At 69.1% G+C, this 19,304-nt stretch carries 12 protein-coding genes; 7 read left to right on the top strand and 5 right to left on the bottom strand.

Annotated elements, in window-relative coordinates; all coding sequences use genetic code 11:
- The first annotated feature begins 32 nt into the window (after window positions 1-32).
- Both PKD89_RS04450 and PKD89_RS04445 read left to right on the top strand, forming a co-directional pair.
- On the top strand, window positions 33-2,465 hold the full coding sequence (locus tag PKD89_RS04450; protein WP_289012315.1) for a hypothetical protein: 2,433 nt from the start codon (window positions 33-35) through the stop codon (window positions 2,463-2,465).
- Between the two features lie 275 nt (window positions 2,466-2,740).
- On the top strand, window positions 2,741-5,638 hold the full coding sequence (locus tag PKD89_RS04445; RefSeq protein WP_287380210.1) for a UPF0182 family protein: 2,898 nt from the start codon (window positions 2,741-2,743) through the stop codon (window positions 5,636-5,638).
- Window positions 5,639-5,815: 177 nt separating this feature from the next.
- On the opposite strand, the gene PKD89_RS04440 is transcribed toward PKD89_RS04445, so the two are convergent.
- Window positions 5,816-6,730 (bottom strand): DUF368 domain-containing protein, encoded by a 915-nt coding sequence (locus PKD89_RS04440; RefSeq protein WP_289012316.1) that lies wholly within the window; start codon window positions 6,728-6,730, stop codon window positions 5,816-5,818.
- Between the two features lie 122 nt (window positions 6,731-6,852).
- Between PKD89_RS04440 and PKD89_RS04435 the strand changes: the two genes are divergently transcribed.
- The gene (locus tag PKD89_RS04435) at window positions 6,853-9,240 is read left to right on the top strand and encodes a sodium-translocating pyrophosphatase (protein ID WP_287380213.1); all 2,388 of its coding nucleotides are present in this window, start codon (window positions 6,853-6,855) and stop codon (window positions 9,238-9,240) included.
- Window positions 9,241-9,281: 41 nt separating this feature from the next.
- Complete coding sequence (locus PKD89_RS04430; protein ID WP_289012317.1) at window positions 9,282-10,268, top strand: linear amide C-N hydrolase; 987 nt, start codon at window positions 9,282-9,284, stop codon at window positions 10,266-10,268.
- A 147-nt stretch (window positions 10,269-10,415) separates the two neighbouring features.
- Here PKD89_RS04430 and PKD89_RS04425 read toward each other — a convergent pair whose 3' ends face one another.
- Window positions 10,416-12,083 (bottom strand): molybdopterin-dependent oxidoreductase, encoded by a 1,668-nt coding sequence (locus PKD89_RS04425; RefSeq protein ID WP_289012318.1) that lies wholly within the window; start codon window positions 12,081-12,083, stop codon window positions 10,416-10,418.
- Between the two features lie 64 nt (window positions 12,084-12,147).
- Between PKD89_RS04425 and PKD89_RS04420 the strand changes: the two genes are divergently transcribed.
- Window positions 12,148-12,651 (top strand): hypothetical protein, encoded by a 504-nt coding sequence (locus PKD89_RS04420; RefSeq protein WP_289012319.1) that lies wholly within the window; start codon window positions 12,148-12,150, stop codon window positions 12,649-12,651.
- A 67-nt stretch (window positions 12,652-12,718) separates the two neighbouring features.
- Here PKD89_RS04420 and PKD89_RS04415 read toward each other — a convergent pair whose 3' ends face one another.
- Complete coding sequence (locus tag PKD89_RS04415; protein WP_289012320.1) at window positions 12,719-14,320, bottom strand: adenylate/guanylate cyclase domain-containing protein; 1,602 nt, start codon at window positions 14,318-14,320, stop codon at window positions 12,719-12,721.
- A gap of 257 nt (window positions 14,321-14,577) precedes the next feature.
- Here PKD89_RS04415 and PKD89_RS04410 point away from each other — a divergent pair, with 257 nt between their 5' ends.
- Window positions 14,578-16,170 carry a glucosaminidase domain-containing protein gene (locus PKD89_RS04410; protein ID WP_289012321.1) on the top strand — a complete coding sequence of 531 codons (1,593 nt, stop codon included), beginning with the start codon at window positions 14,578-14,580 and terminating at the stop codon, window positions 16,168-16,170.
- Window positions 16,171-16,219: 49 nt separating this feature from the next.
- Here the strand turns inward: PKD89_RS04410 and PKD89_RS04405 are convergent, their stop codons facing one another.
- Window positions 16,220-16,522: a putative quinol monooxygenase gene (locus tag PKD89_RS04405; protein ID WP_289012322.1), complete on the bottom strand. Its 303-nt coding sequence runs from the start codon at window positions 16,520-16,522 to the stop codon at window positions 16,220-16,222.
- Window positions 16,523-16,649: 127 nt separating this feature from the next.
- Window positions 16,650-18,197 carry a methionine--tRNA ligase gene (metG, locus tag PKD89_RS04400; RefSeq protein WP_289012323.1) on the bottom strand — a complete coding sequence of 516 codons (1,548 nt, stop codon included), beginning with the start codon at window positions 18,195-18,197 and terminating at the stop codon, window positions 16,650-16,652.
- A gap of 127 nt (window positions 18,198-18,324) precedes the next feature.
- On the opposite strand from metG, the gene PKD89_RS04395 reads away from it, so the two are divergent.
- Window positions 18,325-19,304: LLM class flavin-dependent oxidoreductase (locus PKD89_RS04395; protein ID WP_324332284.1), on the top strand; the 980-nt coding region annotated here is incomplete at its 3' end.

Raw genomic sequence — 19,304 nt, 5'->3', positions numbered from 1 at the left:
TGAGCCCATCGGTTGGTCGTACGATCGCTGGCATGGCTGAGCCCATGAGAACCCCAAGAGGGGGACAGATCGACGACCTCGAACAACGCGAGTTTTCGCGCGCCAGGAAGGGCTACGAGCCCTCCGAAGTACGCGCCACCCTCGTGCAAACTGCGGCTGAGCTGCGCCGCCTGCGCGCCGAACGCGGTCGTCTGAGCGACGAGCTGGCGGCAGCGCGCGCCGAAACCGAACGGGTCCGGCGTCAGGCGGAGTCGGCACCGGTCGTGTTGCCCGACGACGCTGAGCTGACGCGCGTGCTCGGCGAAGAGATGGTCAAGCTGCTCGACGATGCCCGCACCACCGCCGCCGGCATTGCCGAGCGCGCCGAGGAGGCTGCGCAAGGGGCCCGCTCCGCAGCAGAGGCCGAGGCGGCCGAGCGCTTGGAGGGGCTCGACGAGGAACTGGCCGAGCGCCGCGCCGAAGCCGAAGCTGACGAGCGCGAAATCTTGGAACGGGCCAACAACGTGCTCGCCGAGCGGACCGAGCTGGCGGACGAGGCCGCGGCCGAGCTGAAGGCGCAGGCCGAAGCCGAACTGGCCGAGGCCCGCCAAGCGGCCCGCGAACACATCGAGGCGGGTAAGGACGAGGGCCGCCGCCTGGTCGTCGAGGCCAAGACGTTCCGCGAGCGAATCCTGCGCGACCTTGCCGGTCGCCGAAAGCTGGCCCGCAAGCAGCTCGAGTCGATGCGGGCGGCCCAGGAACGGCTGCTCGGTGCGTTCACGGCGTGCGCGGTGGCGGTCGAGTCCGCCACCGGCGAGCTGCACACGGCCCTGCCTGAGGCCAAGATGGCGGCGGACGACGCCGCCAAACGAGTCACCGACGACATCGAGGATGTCGTCGTAGCGATGGAGGCGGCGATCGCCACCGGCGAACTGCCCGCTGTCGTGTTGGGAGAGATCGGGCGACCGGACCTGTCCGGGCGGACCGCGCTGACCTCCGCCGCTCTCCCCGTGCGCCATGATGAGGCCGAGCTCCCGAGCGGCGTCGCCGAGGCTGCGGACGACGACGGGACGATCGAGCCCCAGGACGAATCGGACGGCGTCGAGGCGTCGGCGAACGAGGACGACATCGACCACCCGACGGGTGCCGAGGACTCGGCCGGGTCGGCCGATGATGCGGAGACCGACGGGACTGCCAACGGCGAGCCCTTGGACGAGGTGACCACCGGCGAACACCCGATGGTCGGTTCCGAGCTCGAATGGACCTCCCTGGACGTGGCCGACCTCCTCGATGAGTCCGACGGCGCTGAAATGTCCGCGGCCGAGAGCCCATCGGCGCCGACCGGCCGGGAGCACCTCCGCCTCGTGGCCGGCTCGACGCCCCCACCGGCCGAGTCGGACGAAGAGCCGAATTCGGCTGAGCCTGCAGCGTCCGATGCGGAAGCAGCGGGTGGGGTAGGTCGTGCCGCTGACGCTGTGCAGACCGACGGCGGTGCGGTCGCCGTCGTCGATGACCCAGCCGACATCGAGGGCGCTGTCGGTGATATAGCCGACATCGAGGTGGGCGACACCGTTGAAGACGACATCGAGGCCGAAAGCGAGGAGCCGGCGGTCGTCGGCGACCTGTTCGCCCGCTTGCGGGCCGAGCGGGACCAGGCGGTCGCCCAGGCCCGAGAAACCTTGGGCGTGGACGACGCTGCCGATGCCGAGGCTGGGGGTGACCTCGACGGGCAGCTGACCGGCGACGATGACGAGGTGGACCCCCTTGAGGCCTTCGAACCCGCCGACGACGAGTCATCGTCAATCGTCGACGCAGAAGAGGCCGACGAGATCCTGGACCACCGCGACGACGCGATCGGTCCCATCGAACGGGGCGTTTCCCGACGGGTGAAGCGTCTGGTCGACGACGAACAGAACGAGCTGCTCGACGCGCTTCGCCGCAGCCGTCGCAACATCACCGTGAGCGGCCTGTTGCCCGACACGGACGAGCAGGTGGGTGCCCTGATGGAGTTGCTCGGCGCCGACCTGACCGACGCTGTGGCCGCCGGTGCCGCCTCGGTCGCCGCCCGCTCGGGTACGCCGGTGGCGCTGGGCAGGGCCAACCTCGAGCGTTTGGCAGGTCAGCTGGAGACGGCGATCGCTGCCCGCCTCGTCAACCCTTGGCGGGACGAGGTCGCGACGATGATCTCCGCCGAGCCCGACCGGGGACAGCTGTCCGAGCGACTGCGCAGCGCCTATCGGGAGCGCAAGACGGTGGCCCTTCCCGAGCTCGCATCCGGGGTGGTCGTCGTCGCCTACAACGTCGGTGTCGCCGCGGCCGCCAAGCCCGGCCCCGGGCTGGACTGGGTGCTCGACCACGGTGGCGAGCCCGCCGAGGCACACCTGGCCCGCATCCGGGGCGGGGATCCGGCCGGTCTGATCGAGGTGCTGTCAGCGCCGGAGGTACCCGTCGGGTGCCGCTGCATGCTGGTCACCCGTCCCGGCTGAGCCAACCCACCCCGCCAAGCCGTGGTCGATCGAGACACGTCGGTCGCCACGGCCGACGGCCGACGGCTCACGGCTTCGGCCCACGGCCCACGGCCCACGGCCCACGGCCCGGTGAAGCTGAGAGTCGCGGGTACGGGGCGCGCCCTGACCGAGATCCGCCCGGGCGTCTTGTAACCTCCGCCCATATGCGAATGCCCCGGGATATGCCCCGCCCTTCGTCGCGCGGCGGGCGTTCACCGTCGGTCGGTTTCAGGAAGACGCTCATCATCTCGGTGGTGGGCTTGATTGCGATCCTCGTGATTTTGCGCATCGCGGCTGAGGTGCACTTGGAGTACCTCTGGTACGACTCGCTGCTTCAGCCGGACACATGGCTGACGGCGACCGGAGCGAAGTTCTTTCTCGGCATCGTCTTCTCGCTCGTCTTCTTCTTGGCGTGCTTGTCCAGCTTGACGGTCGCCGACCGGGTCTCGCGGCGCCAGGAGCTGTTGGGCGCAGACGAGTTCATCCTGCGCTATCACGAGCTGATCGGCACTCGACACCGCATCGTGCGGGTGGTTGCGGCACTGGTGCTGGCGTTGGCCGCCGGCCTGCCGGCCATCAACCAGTGGGATCAGTGGCTGTTGTTCCTCAACGGTTCGACCGTCGGCGTGACCGACCCCCAGTTCGGCTACGACCTTGGCTTCTACTTCTTCACCCTGCCGTTCCTGGAGTACGTACTCACCTGGCTGTTTGCAGCCTTGATCACGATCGCGTTGGCCACCGGCGGCGTGTACTACCTCAACGGCTCGCTGCGCCCCCGTGGCGCCCGAAAGGCCGGGTTTGGAACGCCTGCGGTCAAGGCGCACCTGTCGGTGCTGTTGGCGGCGCTCGCCCTGGTGAAAGCCGCCGAATACTTCTTCGTGGCGCGGCCTTCGCTCACCTTCGCCGAGGGCCGGGTCTTCGATGGCGCCGGATACACCGCGATCAACGCCCAGTTGCCGGCCACGCTGCTGCTCACGATGGTGTCGCTGTTCTGCGCTGGCCTCTTCATCGCCAACGTGAAGCGTCGTGGTTGGGGGTTGCCCGTGGTGGCCCTCTCGCTGTGGTTGGCGGTCGCGGTGCTCGGCGCCGGCGCTCTACCCGCCTTCGTGCAGCGCTTTCAGGTCGATCCCCAGAAGGCCGCACGGGAGATCGACTTCATCAAACGCAACCAGTCAGCCACCGAAGCGGCCTACGGGCTCGACACGCTGAAGACGGCCGATTTCGATTACACCGAGAACGTCACCGCGGCCGATGCTGAGAAGGCCTCCCCGGTGATCGAGCGGGTGCCCGTCCTCGATCCCGTGCTGATCGGCGACACATTCCGGGCCCAGCAGTCCAAGAAGCCCCAGTTCTCGATGGGCCAGGTGTTTCTTGACCGCTACGAGATCGAGGGGTCGTCGCAACCTGCCGTGTTGTCGGTCCGCGACCTGTCGCGCAAAGACCTACCCGGCCGCTCGTGGGAACAGGAACACCTCGTTTACACCGCCGGCGAAGGGGTAGCGCTGGCCGCCGCCGACCGCGTGGCCGCCGACGGTCGACCCGACTACCTGATCGAGGACCTGCCGGTCCGAACCTCCGACGAGTTCAAGCTGACCAAACCCCAGGTGTACTTCGGGCGGGGGCTGGCCGACTGGTACGCGATCGCCGGAACCTCGCGAGAGGACGGCGAGAAGTTCGACGGTTCGACCGGCATCAAGCTGGGCACCTTCTGGCGCCAGCTGGAGACGTCGCTGCGCTTCGGTGCGATCGATCCGCTGATCTCCTCGTCGGTCGACGAGAACTCCCGGCTGCTGATGCGCCGCGACCCCAACGAGCGACTGTCGGCCCTGGCCCCGTTCGTGTCCTGGTCTTCCGAAGCTCTCCCCGTCGTCTCCGAAGGCCGGGTGAAGTACCTCCAGATGGGCTACACGACCGTCTCCACCTACCCCTACGCTCAGTTCTCGCCCACCGACGACCTGCCGGAAGGCTCGGACCTGCGGTCGCGTCGGTTCAACTCGTTGCGGGCTGCGGTGGTCGCCACGATCGACGGCTACGACGGCTCGGTGAAGATCTATCGCATCGACCGCGAGTTCTCCGAGGGTGCCGCCATCGACGAGGATCCGATCATCGCCGCATGGGAGCGAGCGATGCCCCAGTTGTTCACGCCGCTCGACAAATTGCCGGAGGACCTCCGCACTCATCTGCAGTATCCCGACGAACTGTTGCGTGTGCAGTCGCGTATGTACGGCCGCTACCACGTGAAGGACCCCGAGACCTTTTACGACGGCTCGGAAAACTGGGTGGTCGCCCGCAACCCCGGGGATGCGGTGGCCGAGGCGTCTGGGGCGGGTTCGGGACCGATCCCTCCCACCCAGCTGATGCTGGACCGCGACGGCGCTCCCGGCTTCGTACGCACCCGGCCGCTGACGCCGGGCACCGAGGACGCGGCCCGCGCCGACCTGGCCGCCTATCTGGTCGGTGATTCCGACCCGGACCGCTTCGGCGACCTGACCTCGTACCGGATGACCACGGTTGAAGCCGACGGGAAACGCCGTGAGGGCGCCGAGGTGGAGAACCCAACCAGAGCCCAGGTGGCGATCAACAACGACGCCCGGATCTCCCAGAAGATCACGCTGCTGAACCAGAGTGGGTCCAACGTTCGCTTCGGCGCCATGATGCTCGTTCCCGTCGGCAACAGTGTCTTCTACATCCGGCCGCTCTACGTCGTCGGCAAGGGCGAGGACAGCTCGCCGGCGCTCAACCAGGTGGTCGTCGTGTGGAAGGGTTCGGCCTTCCTGGGCGACACCGCCGAAGAAGGTGTGCTCAACGCCATCCGCGGCAACAAGGTCGATGCGCCCGAGGCCACCGGCAGCACGCCCGACCCGGGGGCTGAGACACCGACGCCGACGACCACCCCAGAGGGTTCGACGCCACCCGCCGACGATGCCACCGCGGCCGAACTCGTGTCCGACGCGATCCGGACGATGGACGAGGCGGAGAAGGCCAAGGGTGGGGAGGGCGGCCTGGCCGAATACGAGAAGAAGAACGCCGAGGCGAAGAATCTGCTCGACCGGGCGGCAAAGCTGCTCGACCGACAGCCCGCCGATGGCGCACCGGCCTCGACGACCGTCGCTCCCTCGACCACCACGCCCACCTCGCCCGAGCCCGGGTAGCCACCCACCCGCAACTCGGGAGTTGAGAGCGCGGTCTGGCGGTCGTGTGGGCTCCCGAGTTCGGTAGTTTGTGTCTCACCACTCGGTAGTCGGGAGTTGAGAGAGCGGTCTGGCGGTCGTGTGGGCTCCCGAGTTGGCGGGCTCGTCCGAGTTGGCGAGCTCGCCGGCCGCCGTGTCTTAGCGGGCGGCGGTGCGCGCTTCGGATTCGGCGTCGAGCTCCTCGTCGTGATGCTCCTCGCCGGCGAGCATGCTCATCGCCACGACGGCGACCCCACCGATGATCGCCAGCAGGATCGGCACCCAGACGTCGCCGGACGGCATCGTCATCTCGTTGGTCTCGGTTCCGTTCGGCCAGGGCCACAGCACGCGGAGCGAACCGAGCATCAGGCCGGTCAACCCGGCGAGCACCAGCTGGTGATAGTTGTGCAGTGCCCAATGCAGGAAGGTGGAGAAGCCGGCCAGGCCGAGCACCGCACCCAGGCCAAACACGACGATGAGCGCCAGGTCGCGGTCGGAGACCGCCCCGAGGATGGTGTCGTAGAGGCCGAGCATCAGCAGTAGGAACGAGCCGGAGATGCCGGGGAGGATCATGGCGCAGATGGCGATGGCCCCGGCAATAAACACGTACCACAGCGCCGGATCGCTCACCGGGCCGGAACGCAGCCCGAGCACGAAGAACGCCACGACGGCGACGACGACCAGGGTGACCGCCCGAGCGGGGTCCAACTTGAGGCGTTGGGCGGTGACCACGATCGAGCCGACGACCAGGCCGAAGAAGGCGGCGGCCATGCGCACCGGGTAGTCCTCCAACAGGCGCTCGATCGTGTGGGACAGGGCGATGATCGCCACGCCGATGCCGAGCAGCAACGGAAGAAGAAAGGCCCAATCGACCGCTTTGAACTTCTCGACCACCCCGGAGAAGTCGCCCTTCACCGCCGCGCCGAGCACCGCGGCGCCATCGCGCACGGTATCGATCAGGTGCGTGTAGATGCCGAGAACCAGGGCGATCGTTCCGCCGGACACGCCGGGAACGATGTCGGCCGCGCCCATGAGGAACCCTCGTACGACCTGCATCGGAGCTTGTTTCAGCATCCGAGCACGGTAGTGGTTGGCCCCCGATGAGAGGGAGTTGACCCTGCGACGGCAGGCCGGGTCTTTTGACGTCGCAGGGGGCGAGCGGCTTCCATGTCCGGGTCCTGTGCAATCCGGCACGCGTGAGCAACGCGCGTGGCCTGCCAACTGGGGAGGCGCCCGAGCGCTTCCCGGAGGAACTCATGACCAACCTGTTCGCTTCTGAAGGCGGCTACCAACTCTTTGTGCTTGGCGGCGCCGAATGGTTTTGGCTGGTGTTCTCGATGGTGGTGGCGCTGCTGGCGCTGGTCGTCGGCGTGGTGAGCATGAAGGGGGTGCTGGCCAAGCCCACGGGCACCCCGGAGATGGGCGAGATCGCAGAAGCGGTGCAGGAAGGGGCGATGGCCTACATCACCCGCCAGTTCCGCACGATCGGCATCATCGTGGTTCCGCTGGCGGTGATCGTGTTCCTCACGTCCAGCAAGGTGATCGATGAAGGCAGCGGCGAGGGCCTGAACTTCGCCCAGTCGGGGGGCTTTCGCACCCTCGCGTTTCTCGTGGGTGGGCTGGCGTCCGCCTCGATCGGGTTCCTCGGCATGTGGCTGTCCACCCGAGCGAACATTCGCACCGCCACCGCCGCCAAGGCCCACGACATGAACGGTGCCATGCAGGTGGCGTTCCGCGCCGGAGGCACGGTCGGGCTGTTCACCGCCGGCTTCGGGCTTTTGGGCGCAACCGCAATCGTGATGTTGTTCCAGAACACCGCCTCGTCGATCCTGATCGGCTTCGGTTTCGGCGGTTCGCTGTTGGCCCTCTTCCTGCGGGTCGGTGGCGGCATCTTCACCAAGGCCGCCGATGTTGGCGCCGACCTGGTGGGCAAGGTCGAGGCGGGCATCCCCGAGGACGACCCCCGCAACCCGGCCACCATCGCCGACAACGTGGGCGACAACGTGGGTGACTGCGCCGGCATGGCGGCCGACCTGTTCGAGAGCTTTGGCGTCATCCTGGTCGCCTCGATCATCCTGGGTATCACCGCCTTCAACTCGGTGGGCATCGGCGTCGGTGGCGCCGCCAAGGGCATCATCTTCCCCCTGGCGATCATGGCGATCGGGCTGTTGGCCTCGGCCGTGTCGATCTTCTCGGTCAAGGCCCGCCCGGGCGAGACCAATGCCCTGCCCCCGATCAACCGCGGCGTGCTGTTGGCGTCGGTGATCACCCTGGTGGGCGCAGCGATCGTCGCGTTCGGCTACGTGGGCAACCCCGAGGGCTCCACGATGTCCAATTTGGGCCTGCGACTCTTCCTGGCGATCGTCGCCGGCGTCGTGCTGGGCCAGGTGGCCAGCCGCATCACCCAGTACTACACGTCCACCTCGTTCAAGCCGGTGCGTGACATCGCCGACGCCGGACGAACCGGTCCGGCCACCGTCGTGCTGTCGGGCATCTCCTCGGGCATGGAGTCGGCCGTGTGGGCCGTCGTCGCCGTTGGCGGAGCCATCCTGGTGTCGATCGGCATCGGTGGAGGTGACATCAAGTTCTCGCTCTACCTGGTGGCCCTGGCCGGCGTGGGCATGCTGGCGACCACCGGCATCATCGTGGCCGAGGACACCTTCGGTCCCATTGCCGACAACGCCCAGGGCATCGCCGAGATGGCCGGCGAGTTCGAGGGCGAGACCGAGGTGATCCTCGATGGGCTCGACACGGTTGGCAACACGACCAAGGCCGTCACCAAGGGCTACGCCATCGCGTCGGCGGTCATCGCCGCAGTGGCGCTGTTCGCCGCCTTCCGCGAGATCATCGCCGAGGAACTCTTCAACGGCGACTTCGCCGCCGCAGTGATCAACATCGCCGACCCGAAGATCTTCGTCGGAGCTCTGCTGGGCGGCGCCGTCGTCTTCTTGTTCTCGTCGCTGTCGATCCTGGCGGTCAGCCGCACCGCCGGGGTGGTCGTCGAGGAGGTCCGCCGCCAGTTCCGGCAGAAGCCCGGCATCATGAAGGGCACCGAGCGCCCCGACTACGGCCCGGTCATCGACATCTGCACCTCTGCGGCGCTGCGTGAGCTGGCCACCCCGGCGCTGCTCGCCGTGCTGTTGCCGGTCGCCGTCGGCTTCGGCCTGGGCGCCGAGGCGCTCGGTGGCTACCTGGCCGCTGCGATCGTCATCGGTGCGTTGATGGCCAACTTCCTGTCCAACGCCGGTGGTGCGTGGGACAACGCCAAGAAGTACGTGGAGGACGGCAACGTCGGCGGCAAGGGCTCCGACGTCCACACCGCCGTCGTCATCGGCGACACGGTGGGCGACCCGTTCAAGGACACCGCCGGCCCGGCGATCAACCCGCTGCTCAAGGTGATGAACCTGGTGGCGCTGCTGGTGCTGCCCGCCGTGTTCTCCCTGGCGGACAACGATGCCGCCCGTGCGATCATCACCGTGGTCGCCGCGGCCGTGCTGATCGGTGCCGTGGTGTTCTCCAAGGGCCAGGGCTCGGCCATCGCCGACGAGCCGGCAGTCGAGCGGACCGACTCGGCCCCGCTCTAGGCCCGCCAACCGACGTCTAACGTGTAGCGAAAGGCTCCAACATGTGCACCAAGGTCCTTTGGCATGACCCGTCCGGTCCGGTCCTCGTCGGCCGCAACATGGACTACCACCGCGACACCGGCACGAACCTGTGGTCGCTGCCGAAGGGCCTGGAGCGCAACGACGGGGTGGGTGGCTCGCTGAGTTGGACCGCCGTGTACGGCAGCGTGGTCGCAGCGGCCTACGACATGATGACCGTCGATGGCATGAACGAGGCGGGCCTGTCCGGGCACATTCTCTGGCTGACCGAATCTCACTACGGCGACCACGACCCGGAGCGCCCGGCGCTGTCGATGGCGGTGTGGCTGCAGTACTTCCTCGACAACTTCGCCACCGTCGCCGAGGCGGCGGCGTGGATTGCCGAGACCAAGGTGCAGGTCGTCCCGTTGAGTGATCCGGCCACCGGCGAGGTGCCGGCCGTGCACTTGGCGCTCAGCGACTCGACGGGCGACTCGGCGGTGATCGAGTACACCGACGACGAAGCGACCGTGTGGCACAGCCCCGACTACAAGGTGATGACCAACTCGCCGACCTACGACCAGCAGCTCGAGCTGCTGGCCACGATCGAGGGCTTCGGCGGCGATGCCCCGCTGCCGGGTTCAACCCTGGCGGCCGATCGCTTCGCCCGGGCAAACTACTACGTGGGCCGGCTGCCGACCCCGACCGGCCAGGTCGATGCGATCGCCTCAATCCTGAGCGTGATCCGCAACGCTGCCCAGCCGTTCCGCATTCCGGATCCGGATCAACCCCACGCATCCCAGACCCTGTGGCAGACGGTCGCGGACCTGACCAACAAGCGCTACGTGTTTACCTCGACCACCCGACCCAACGTCGTGTGGGTGGATTTCGCCGACCTGGACCTCACCGAGGGCGCCTCGGCGGGACGGCTCGACCTGATGGGCGACACCGCGCTGCAGGGCGGTCTGGCCGGCAACGTCGGAAAGCGTTTCGAGGAGCGGGCACCCCTGGAGTTCCTCAGCCTGGCCTGACAGCCAGCGGAACGCGTCACTCCACCCCCTTCACAACTGGCAAGGGAACGGCGCCCCACCTTCGAACCGGGGAGCCGAGAGCGCGCTCTGGCGGTCGTTTGGGCTCCCCGGTTCGTCGCCTCTCCGGTTCGTACCTGCTTCTGAACGTCAGCGGACGGTGACGACGACGGCGTGCCAACCGGTGGCGCCGTCGGGGTCCGGGCGGCTGGGCTGAGCGGTTTGGGTGACGCCGTCGCCGTCGGTGGCCCGCACGGTGAGGGTGTGTCGGCCGGGTGTGGCATCCCAGTCCAACCACCACTGACGCCAGGTGGCCTCGGACAGCTCGGGCCCCAGCGTGGCTGCGCGCCACGGGCCGCCGTCGACGCGCACCTCCACCTTGGACAGGGCCCGGATCCCGGCCCAGGCGACCCCGGCGATTGTGGCCGCCCCTGCGTTGACCGTGGAGCCTTCGGCTGGCACATCGATGCGGCTCTGGGTCTTGATCGGCGCCTCCTTCGACCAACCTCGCGGAACCCAGTAGCCGGTGAAGTCCTCCCACGTGGTCAGCTCGATCGTCTCGAGCCACTTACACGCGGAGACGTACCCGTAGAGCCCCGGGATGACGAGACGGGCCGGAAACCCGTGGATGAGGGGAAGCGGCTCGCCGTTCATGCCGACCGCGATGATCGCCGGCGGGGTTGGGTCTCCCGGGGGCCGATCGAGCGTCTCGATCGGGAAACCGCAGCTCCAGCCGTCGGTCGAGGTGGCGCCCACCTGGGTGGTGCCGTCGGGAATGCCGGCCTCGGCAAGGAGCGGTGCCAGCTCGACCCCCTGCCATCGAGCGTTGCCCACCAGGGAACCGCCCACCTCGTTGGAGACACAGCTCAGCGTGCAGTCGATTTCGATCTGCTCGCGAGCCAGCAGATCGGCGTAGCTGAGGGTGAGCGGACCGCGGCTGCCGCCGCCGATCGTCAGCTGCCACGTTGCTGGGTCGATGCTGGGCACGGTGAACGCAGTGTCGATGCGGTAGAAGCCGTCGTTGGGGGTGATCAGCGGTGAGAGGCCGGGCGTGGCACCACCGCCGGAGCCCGCATTGGGCAGGGCCTCGAGCTGTTCGTCGACCGCGGGGAGTGTCACCCGCCGACGTGCGGCGGCGGCCTGGCTCTTGCCGCCGACAAACCGGATCGCCCCTGCGAGAGCCAACTGGGCGATCGCCACCATGCCGAGGCCCCTGACCAGGGTGCGCCGCCCAACGATCGATGTGGGCGGGGGAGTGTCGGCCCCGGTGGCCCGCTCGTCGGCCGGCATGTCGTCGTCGGTTGCGGCCGCGGTCCCCGCGCCGAAGAGCATCCACAGGGCGACCGCCGACACGGCCCCGCCGACGATGGCCCCCAGCCCGGCGCCTGGCCCGCCGGTGCGCCCGGACCAGGCGGCGGCGGCACCGACGAGTGCCACCGCTGCGGCGCCCGCCGACGCCCAGGCGGCCTGGCGACGACCGCAGGCGGCGAGCCGGCCCAGTCCCGCCGAGATTGCGGCCAGGATCAGCAGGGTTCCCACGATCGTGGCGGGCTTGTCCAGGGTCCCCAGCGTCGAGATCGCCCACTCCCGCACACCGGTCGGGCTGAGGTCGACCACCCGATCGGCAATCGCCAGCAGCGGCGAGCTGATCGGTCCGATCAGTGCGGCCAGCAGCTCAGCGGTGCCGAGCCCGACCGCCCCGGCGAGGACGCCGGCGGTCGCCGGGTTGGCGACCGGAACCGCCCGGCGGGCGTCGGCCGAGTGGCCGTCCGACCGGGGGGTGGGGACGGTGGTGGGGTTGTGATAGGACCTCGACATCGCGCTTCACCCTTACACCCCGAACCGGCGCAGCGTCGCCGCGCGGCTGCGGCCGCTCTCAGCAGTGCGCCAAACCGGCGCTTTGCTGTTGCTGCCCGTCGCCGTCTCGATGGCCCTGTCCGGGTGCTCGAGCGGACCATCGATGGCGCAATGGGCCAAAGAAGCCGACCGGGTGTGTGCCGAGATCAACGCCGAGGTTGAGGCGCTGCCCGAACCCGGTAACGATCTGGCCACCTTCGATGCCTATATCGGGCGGATCCGGCAGTTGCTGACCACCGAGCAAACCAAGATCGCCGACCTCGACGGGCCGGACGGCGAAACGCCCACATCGATGGCCGAGTACCTCGATCGACAACTCGAGCTGGTCGCCGACCTCGAGGAGGCGGCCGGCGATGGGGACGGGATGCGGGTGCGCTCCCTGCTCGACCAGTCGGCGCGCGAGCTGGGGCCGATGGGCAGGGCCACCGCCAAGGCGACCGGCGTGACCGAGTGCGCCACGACGGGTCCGGTTGGCGGCTCGGCCGACACCACCGCCGAGCCGACGTCGAGCACCACGCCCGCCGGGTGACGCCCGATCGGTCGGGCAGCCCTGTTCGGCCGGTGTCGGGTTCGATCCGACGGGCAGGGCGGTCCGGTCAGCACCCCGGAGTGCCGTCGGAGCCACCCAGGAGCAGCTCGTAGACCTCGGTCTCCTGCGTTCGCCCCCGCAGCTGAACGGTTTCTCGCAGCGCGTAGCACCCGCTGTCGAGCGCCCGTCGGCTGGCCGGATTCGCCCCCCCGTCGGCGGCCGCGATCGAGCCAGCGTCGGCGAGCACCCCCGACTCGCTGTGCTTGGCCCCCTCGCACAGGCGGGCGGCGATGTTCACCACGTCGCCGATCACGGTGTACTCGTGACGGTCCGGGGTGCCCACGTAGCCGGCCAGCGCTGTTCCTGTTGCCACGCCTACCCCGGCGCGGGGCGAGCCGGGGAGCTTGGCGAGGGCGCTCGGAAGCTCGGCGGCGGCGCCGAGGGCCCGAGCACCGTGGTCGGCCTGCGGGACGGGAGCCCCGAAGATGCACAGCGCAGCGTCGCCCTCGAACTTGTTGATCCACCCACCGTGGGCGGTCACGACATCGGCGATCGCGCCAAAAAACCGGTTGAGCATCTTGACCACCTCGCGCGGGGCATGGGTCTCGCTGTAGGCGGTGAAACCGTCCAGGTCGACGAACAGCACGCTGAGCTGGCGCTCCTCGCCGCCCAAGTCGTGCTGATGGTCCATCGCCCAGCGGGCCACGTCACGGCCGACGTGACGTCCGAACAGGTCGTGGAGCACGGCTCGTTCCTCAAGGCCCTCGGTCATCGAGTTGAAGCCGGCCGCCAAGCGTCCCAGGTCGCCGCCGTCGTCGAGGGGGACCCGCACATCGAAGTTGCCCTCGCCCACCTCGCCCATCGCGCGGCGCACCCGCTCGATGCGCCGACCAGTGGAGGAAGCGGCCCCCCACATCACTGCTCCGCCCGCTCCCAGCCCGGCGCCGAGCAGCGCCGCCAGCCGCCAGTGAGGCATCGCACGGCCGGTCGGGGACGTGAGTAATGCCAAGCCCACCGCGAGCAGCGGCAGCCCGCTGCCCAGTAGCCAGAACAGCCAAATGCGCCGCTCGACGTCCCTCTGGCGCCGGCCGAGAACCTGGCCGGCCTGAGCCAGGTCGATCAGGGGGCGGATCGGCCGGTCGAGCAGCAGGTAGATGGAGGTGCTGGTCACCAGGCCGACCACCGCGATGCCGATGCCCACCCGGGGCGAGTGGTTCAACCAGGCGAAGATCAACCCGGCCAAGGCCCACCACAAGTAGTTCTGCACCGACAGCGTCAGCGCCAGCCGCAGCACCAGACCTCGTCGGAAGCGACCGGGGAGGCGGCCCCGCTCGGCCCACCGCACCGCCAGGTTCATCAGCACGTTCTGAATGAGGAATGCGATCAACGTGACGACGATCAGGTAGGCGAGAAACACTCGCTCGTTCAGTGCGTCGTCGCGGGGGCGGCCAGCGTCGTTCCAAGGGAACAGGAAGCGGAGGTAGACCCACACCAGCATCCCGCCGACGACGTTGGCGGCCGCAAAGCGGATGCGGATCGCCCATCGCAGTCCGTCCGCCTGTTGGGCAGCTTGGACACCCCGAAGGTGTTGGGGCGCATGGGCCTCGGTGAGCTGAACCGTCGCGCCGCGGACCGGCGAGGCGTCGTCGAGCGTGTTGTCGGAGGTCACGGCACCTCCCGGCGTCGGGTTGGCCCCTGGTTTGGTGAGGTTCGGCATGCTCTGGCCCCCGCTTCTATCGTATCGGCGGGCCGAACCCAGGCGGTGGGGAACGCCTTGGCACACGCCAACCGGGCCCTCGACGGGACGTGACCGCCAACGTCCCCTATCCTGTCCCGATCGCCATGTCTTCTCCCCGCCGCGCATGGTCGGCCGCTCCATCTCGCGTCCGGTCATCCCTTGGTGCCGTCATCTCCTCCCGAACCTTGATGAGCACGGGTCGTCCGTTGCGACGGTCGGCGCCCCGGCGCCCGCTCAGGACGCTGGCTCAGGCGATGGCTGCGGTCGTGTTGTTCGCCGTGGGTGTCGTCGCGTCGCCCGCAGGGGCCGCTCCCGCCCAGGACGACGTCGCACCGACCTCGGACCCGCCCATCGCCACGGCGGCGACCGCTGTTCCCGCTCCCGCCGACACCCCTCCCGCGACGAACGATCCCGCCCAGAACGACCCAGCGGCCGATCCACCCTCCCCCTACGCCACCGCTCCGCCGACCGTGGTCCCTGGCACCGAGTCGAGCGACACCGGGCCGAGCGGTTCGGGATCGGGCGATGCGGGCCCCTCGAGTAGCCAGCCGGTGTTGTTGCAGCAGGCGGTCGACAAGGCCAAGGGCGAGGTCAGTCGGCTCACCTCGGCCCTGACGGCGGCGGAACAGGCCGATGTTGCCGCGCGCGAGGCGGCGGCCAAGCGGGACGGAGAACTCGCCGAGGAGGCCAACGCGGAGGGCGAGCGGGCCAAGAAGGCCCGGGCCCTTGCCGGTGAGGCGCGCACGGACTCCGAGAAGCTGGCCGTGCGGCTCAAGAGCGCCGACGTCGACCGGGTCGACGCCAACGAGGGACTGCTGAAGACGGCCGGCAAGCTGCGGACCTATTCGGTGGCCGCCTTCGTCTCCAACAGTGCGCCCGCCGGCCTGGATGGAATCTCCGACGACGCGGAGCTGCTGTCGTCGCGGCGGCGCGAGCTGCTGCGCAGTTCGGGTCGGGCCCACGTGTCGCGGACCAAGGAAGCCGAGATGTATGTCGCGGCCGCCGAGGTGCAGGTAGACGAGCTTGCCAACCAACGGGCCGGCAAGGTCGCCGAGGAACAAACGCAGCTTGAGATCGAGTCGGGCCACCTCGGACGGGTGGAGGCACTCGTGGAGGAGCGGGCCGCGGCCGAGCAGGCCGAGCTGGCCCGTCGCCAGAGCGCCGCTCAGGAACGCTTGACCGTCCGCAAGGATTTGGAGCGGGCCGGTACCGTCTCCGAGCGGTTCGTTGCGTTGGCCCTCGACCAGACGACATCGATCAACGGCGAGCCGTTGTTGGCCGCTGAGGACCTGTCCCGCTGGTTCGTCGCCGACGGGCGGCGGGCCAACACCACCGTGCCGATCGAGGAGCTCGCCCGGCTGTTCATCGAGGAGGGCCGCAGCGAGTCGATCCGCGGCGATATCGCCTTCGCCCAGTCGATTCTGGAGACAGGCTCCTTCAGCTACCCGAGCTTTGGCCAGGTCCGCGGCACCGACAACAATTTCGCCGGCATCGGGGCCTGCGACTCCTGTTCCAATGGCTTCGGGTTTCCCGATGCCCGAACCGGTGCCCGAGCCCAGATGCAGCTGCTGAAGATCTATGCCAATCCCGGCCTGACGTCGTCGCAGTTCGCCAACCCAAAGGTCCGCTGGGACCCCGAAAAGTTGGGTGTGCGGGGCTGCTGTTCCACCTGGAAGGACCTGGCGGGCGTGTGGGCGACCAACACGAGCTACTTCGGTCAGATCCAGACGGTGTGGAACGAGATCGTCACCTGGGTGGCCAAGGACTACGTCGCCTCGTAGTTGTCGGGCGTGGTCTCGACGTCGGGTGGCCGAAGCCGCCCGGCGCGGATCACATGAATTTGGTCTTGTTCGAGGCCTGGTAGCTGCTCAGGTCGATGCCGGTGACGCCGAAGTCTCCGATGGCGCCCATGAAGGCGGCCATGTGGTCGGTGCTCATGTGGGCGTCGACAGCGTCCTGATCGGCCCATTCTTCGAAGATTCGGTAACTGCCGTCCTCGAAGGGATCGGCGTAGAAGCCGTAGCTCACGTTGCCGGCCTCGGCGCGGGTGGCCGTGATGAGTGGTGCCAGCGCTTCGTGAAACGCAGTGGTCTTGGCCGGGTCGAGGCTGACGGTGCCGGAGACGATGATCATGGGTGCCCTCCCTGAGATGCGCGCACCACGGCGGCGGCGCCGAGCCGCCGAAGCTAGCGGAGCGGCTGCGTCGGTGGCCCGCCGGGGGGGTGAGGGAATGGCAGCAGCCCGGTTGGGCCGACCGGGTTCAGCTGGTGGTGAGCCGAGGGAAGAGCGGGGTGCCCTTGTCGACGGGCACGCCGCCCGGGTAGCCACCCCAGGCCAGGCCGTCGGGGACGCGCACGTCGGTGGGGCGGTTGGGCTGGCCCTCGGCGTCGGTCAGGCCGATGCGGCGCCACAGCTCGTCGGTCGAATCGATGAGCGCCGGCGAGGCCAGCACGGCGACGATTCGCAGCACCTCGAGCGCATCGCCCAGCACCCGGTCGACCGCCGGGCCGGGCTCGGCCTTCCACGGCTCGTTGTTCTCCAGGTGGGCGTTGGCCTCGCGCACCAGCCGCCAGGTGGCCTCGAGGGCTTTGGGTGGCGAGGTCTCGGCCCACTCCCGGACCGCCTCGGCGACGACCTCGGCGGCGATGGGGGCCAGTGGGCTGTCCGGGTCGGGGGCCGGACCGATGCCGCCGCACTTCTTGGCGACCACGGTGGCCACCCTGGCGGCCAGGTTGCCCAGGTTGTTGGCCAGGTCGGTGTTGTAGCGGACGACCATGCCCTCGTAGCTGAAGTCGCCGTCGGGCCCGAAGGGCTGTCCGCGCAGAAACTGGTAGCGAAAGCCGTCCACGCCAAAGTCCTCGACCAGTTCGGCAGGGGTGATCTGGTTGAGCGACGTCTTCGACATCTTCTCGCCGCCGACCAGCAGGTAGCCGTGCACGTTGAGCTGCCGGGGCGGTGCCTCGCCGGCGGCCATCAGCATGGCGGGCCAGTACACGCAGTGGAACCGCAGGATGTCCTTGGCCAGCAGATGGTTGACCGACGGCCACCAGTCCTCGAAGCGCTGGCGATCCGAGTTGTAGCCGATGGCGGTCACGTAGTTGATCAGCGCGTCGTACCAGACGTAGAACACGTGACCCTCGGCCCACGGCACGGGGATGCCCCATTGAACGGCCGATCGGCTGACCGAGATGTCTTGAAGGCCGCCACGGATCAGGCCGAGCGCCTCGTTGCGCTTGCCCTCGGGCTGCACGGCGTCCGGGTTGGTCTCGTACCAGTCGAGCAGCGGCTGGGCGAACGCCGACAGGCGAAAGAACCAGTTCTCCTCGGACAGCCACTCGACCGGCTTGCGGTGGATCTCGCACAGCGGCGTGTCGCCGCCCGAGGGGTCCTCGACGAGGTCGTCGTCGTTGTAATAGGCCTCGCAGGGCACGCAGTACCAGCCCTCGTAGGTGCCCGAGTAGATGTGGCCGTTGTCGTGGATCCGCTGCATGAAGGCTTGGACGGTGTCGATCTGGCGCGGCTCGGTGGTACGGATGAAGTCGTCGAAGCTGATCTGCAACAGGTCCCAGGCCTGGCGGTAGCGGTCGGCGTTCAACTCGGCGTGCTCGGCGGGCGTGCGGCCAGCTGCTTCGGCCGCCCTCGCCACCTTCTGGCCGTGCTCATCGGTGCCGGTGAGGAAGAACACCTCGTCGCCGATCAAACGGTGCCAACGGGCCAGCGCATCGGCGGTGAGCGTGGTGTACGCGTGGCCGATGTGGGGGGCGTCGTTGACGTAATAGATCGGGGTCGTGACGTAGTAGCGGCTCACACGCCGAGGTTACCGACACTGCCCCGACGTCCCGAATTGGCTTGGGGCGGCGGGAGCGAAAGGAGGCCCGGTAGTATCTGACGGGCCGTCAGAAACTCGGCGGGACCGATCGAAGGGGAGAGAGGCGATGTCGAGCATCATTGGGGAGGGGGAGCAGCTGCGGGGGATCCAGTTGCCGATCCAATCCAAAAGCCCGACGTTCGCCCAGCCCTGGGAGGCCCAGGCCGGTCCGGGCGATCTGGCCCGCATCGCCGCCGCTGCCGACGAGTCCCGCCTCGGGTACGTGGCGGTGTGTGACCACGTGGCGGTGCCGACCGATGTCGACATCAGCTCCACCTGGTACGACACGGTGGCCACGCTCGCATGGCTGGGCGCCCGCTGCCCCAACCTGTGGCTGCTCAGCCACGTGTACGTGCTCGCCTACCGTCACCCGCTGGTTGCCGCCAAGGGCTTCGCCACCCTCGATGCGCTGACCGGGGGCCGGGCGATCATGGGCGTCGGTGCAGGCCACGTTCGGGGTGAGTTCGAGGCGCTCGACGCCGACTACGACGGTCGCGGTCCGGCGTTGGAGGAGGCGATCGGCGTGCTGCGCACCGCGTTCGAGGCGGCCAACCCGGGCGACGTCGATGCCGGATTCACCCTGGCCGGCGAACGCTGGAGCGCCGACCAGGTGCGGGTCGGCCCGCCCCCGACGCGCCCGGGGGGCCCGCCGATCTGGGTGGGCGGCTCGTCGCCGGCGGCGGTGCGCCGCGCCGCCCAGCTGGGCGACGGCTGGCTGCCCCAGGGCCCGCCGGAGGGCGGCATGCGGGCGGCGATCGAGCGGATCGGTCAACTGCGCGAAGCGGCCGGTCGCGCGGACGAAGGCTTCGCCGTCGGCGTGCTGTGCGAGCCGGTCCGGCTGGGCGACTCCGTGGCCGACCAGCCCTCGTACGCGCTCGGCGGCTCGGCCGATCATGTCGCCGAGCGGCTTGGCCGTTACGCCGAGCGCGGCATCAACCAGCTGCAGCTGAGCTTTCTGGCCACCTCGGTCGGGGACTACTGCGACCAGTTGCGCCGCTTCGGTGCCGAGGCGGCCCCCCACTTGCCGCCCCCACCGGCCCCGCCCGC

The organism is Candidatus Neomicrothrix sp. (assembly GCF_035329545.1).
GTDB lineage: Bacteria > Actinomycetota > Acidimicrobiia > Acidimicrobiales > Microtrichaceae > Microthrix > Microthrix subdominans.
This window is presented reverse-complemented; position numbering and strand designations above follow the sequence as displayed.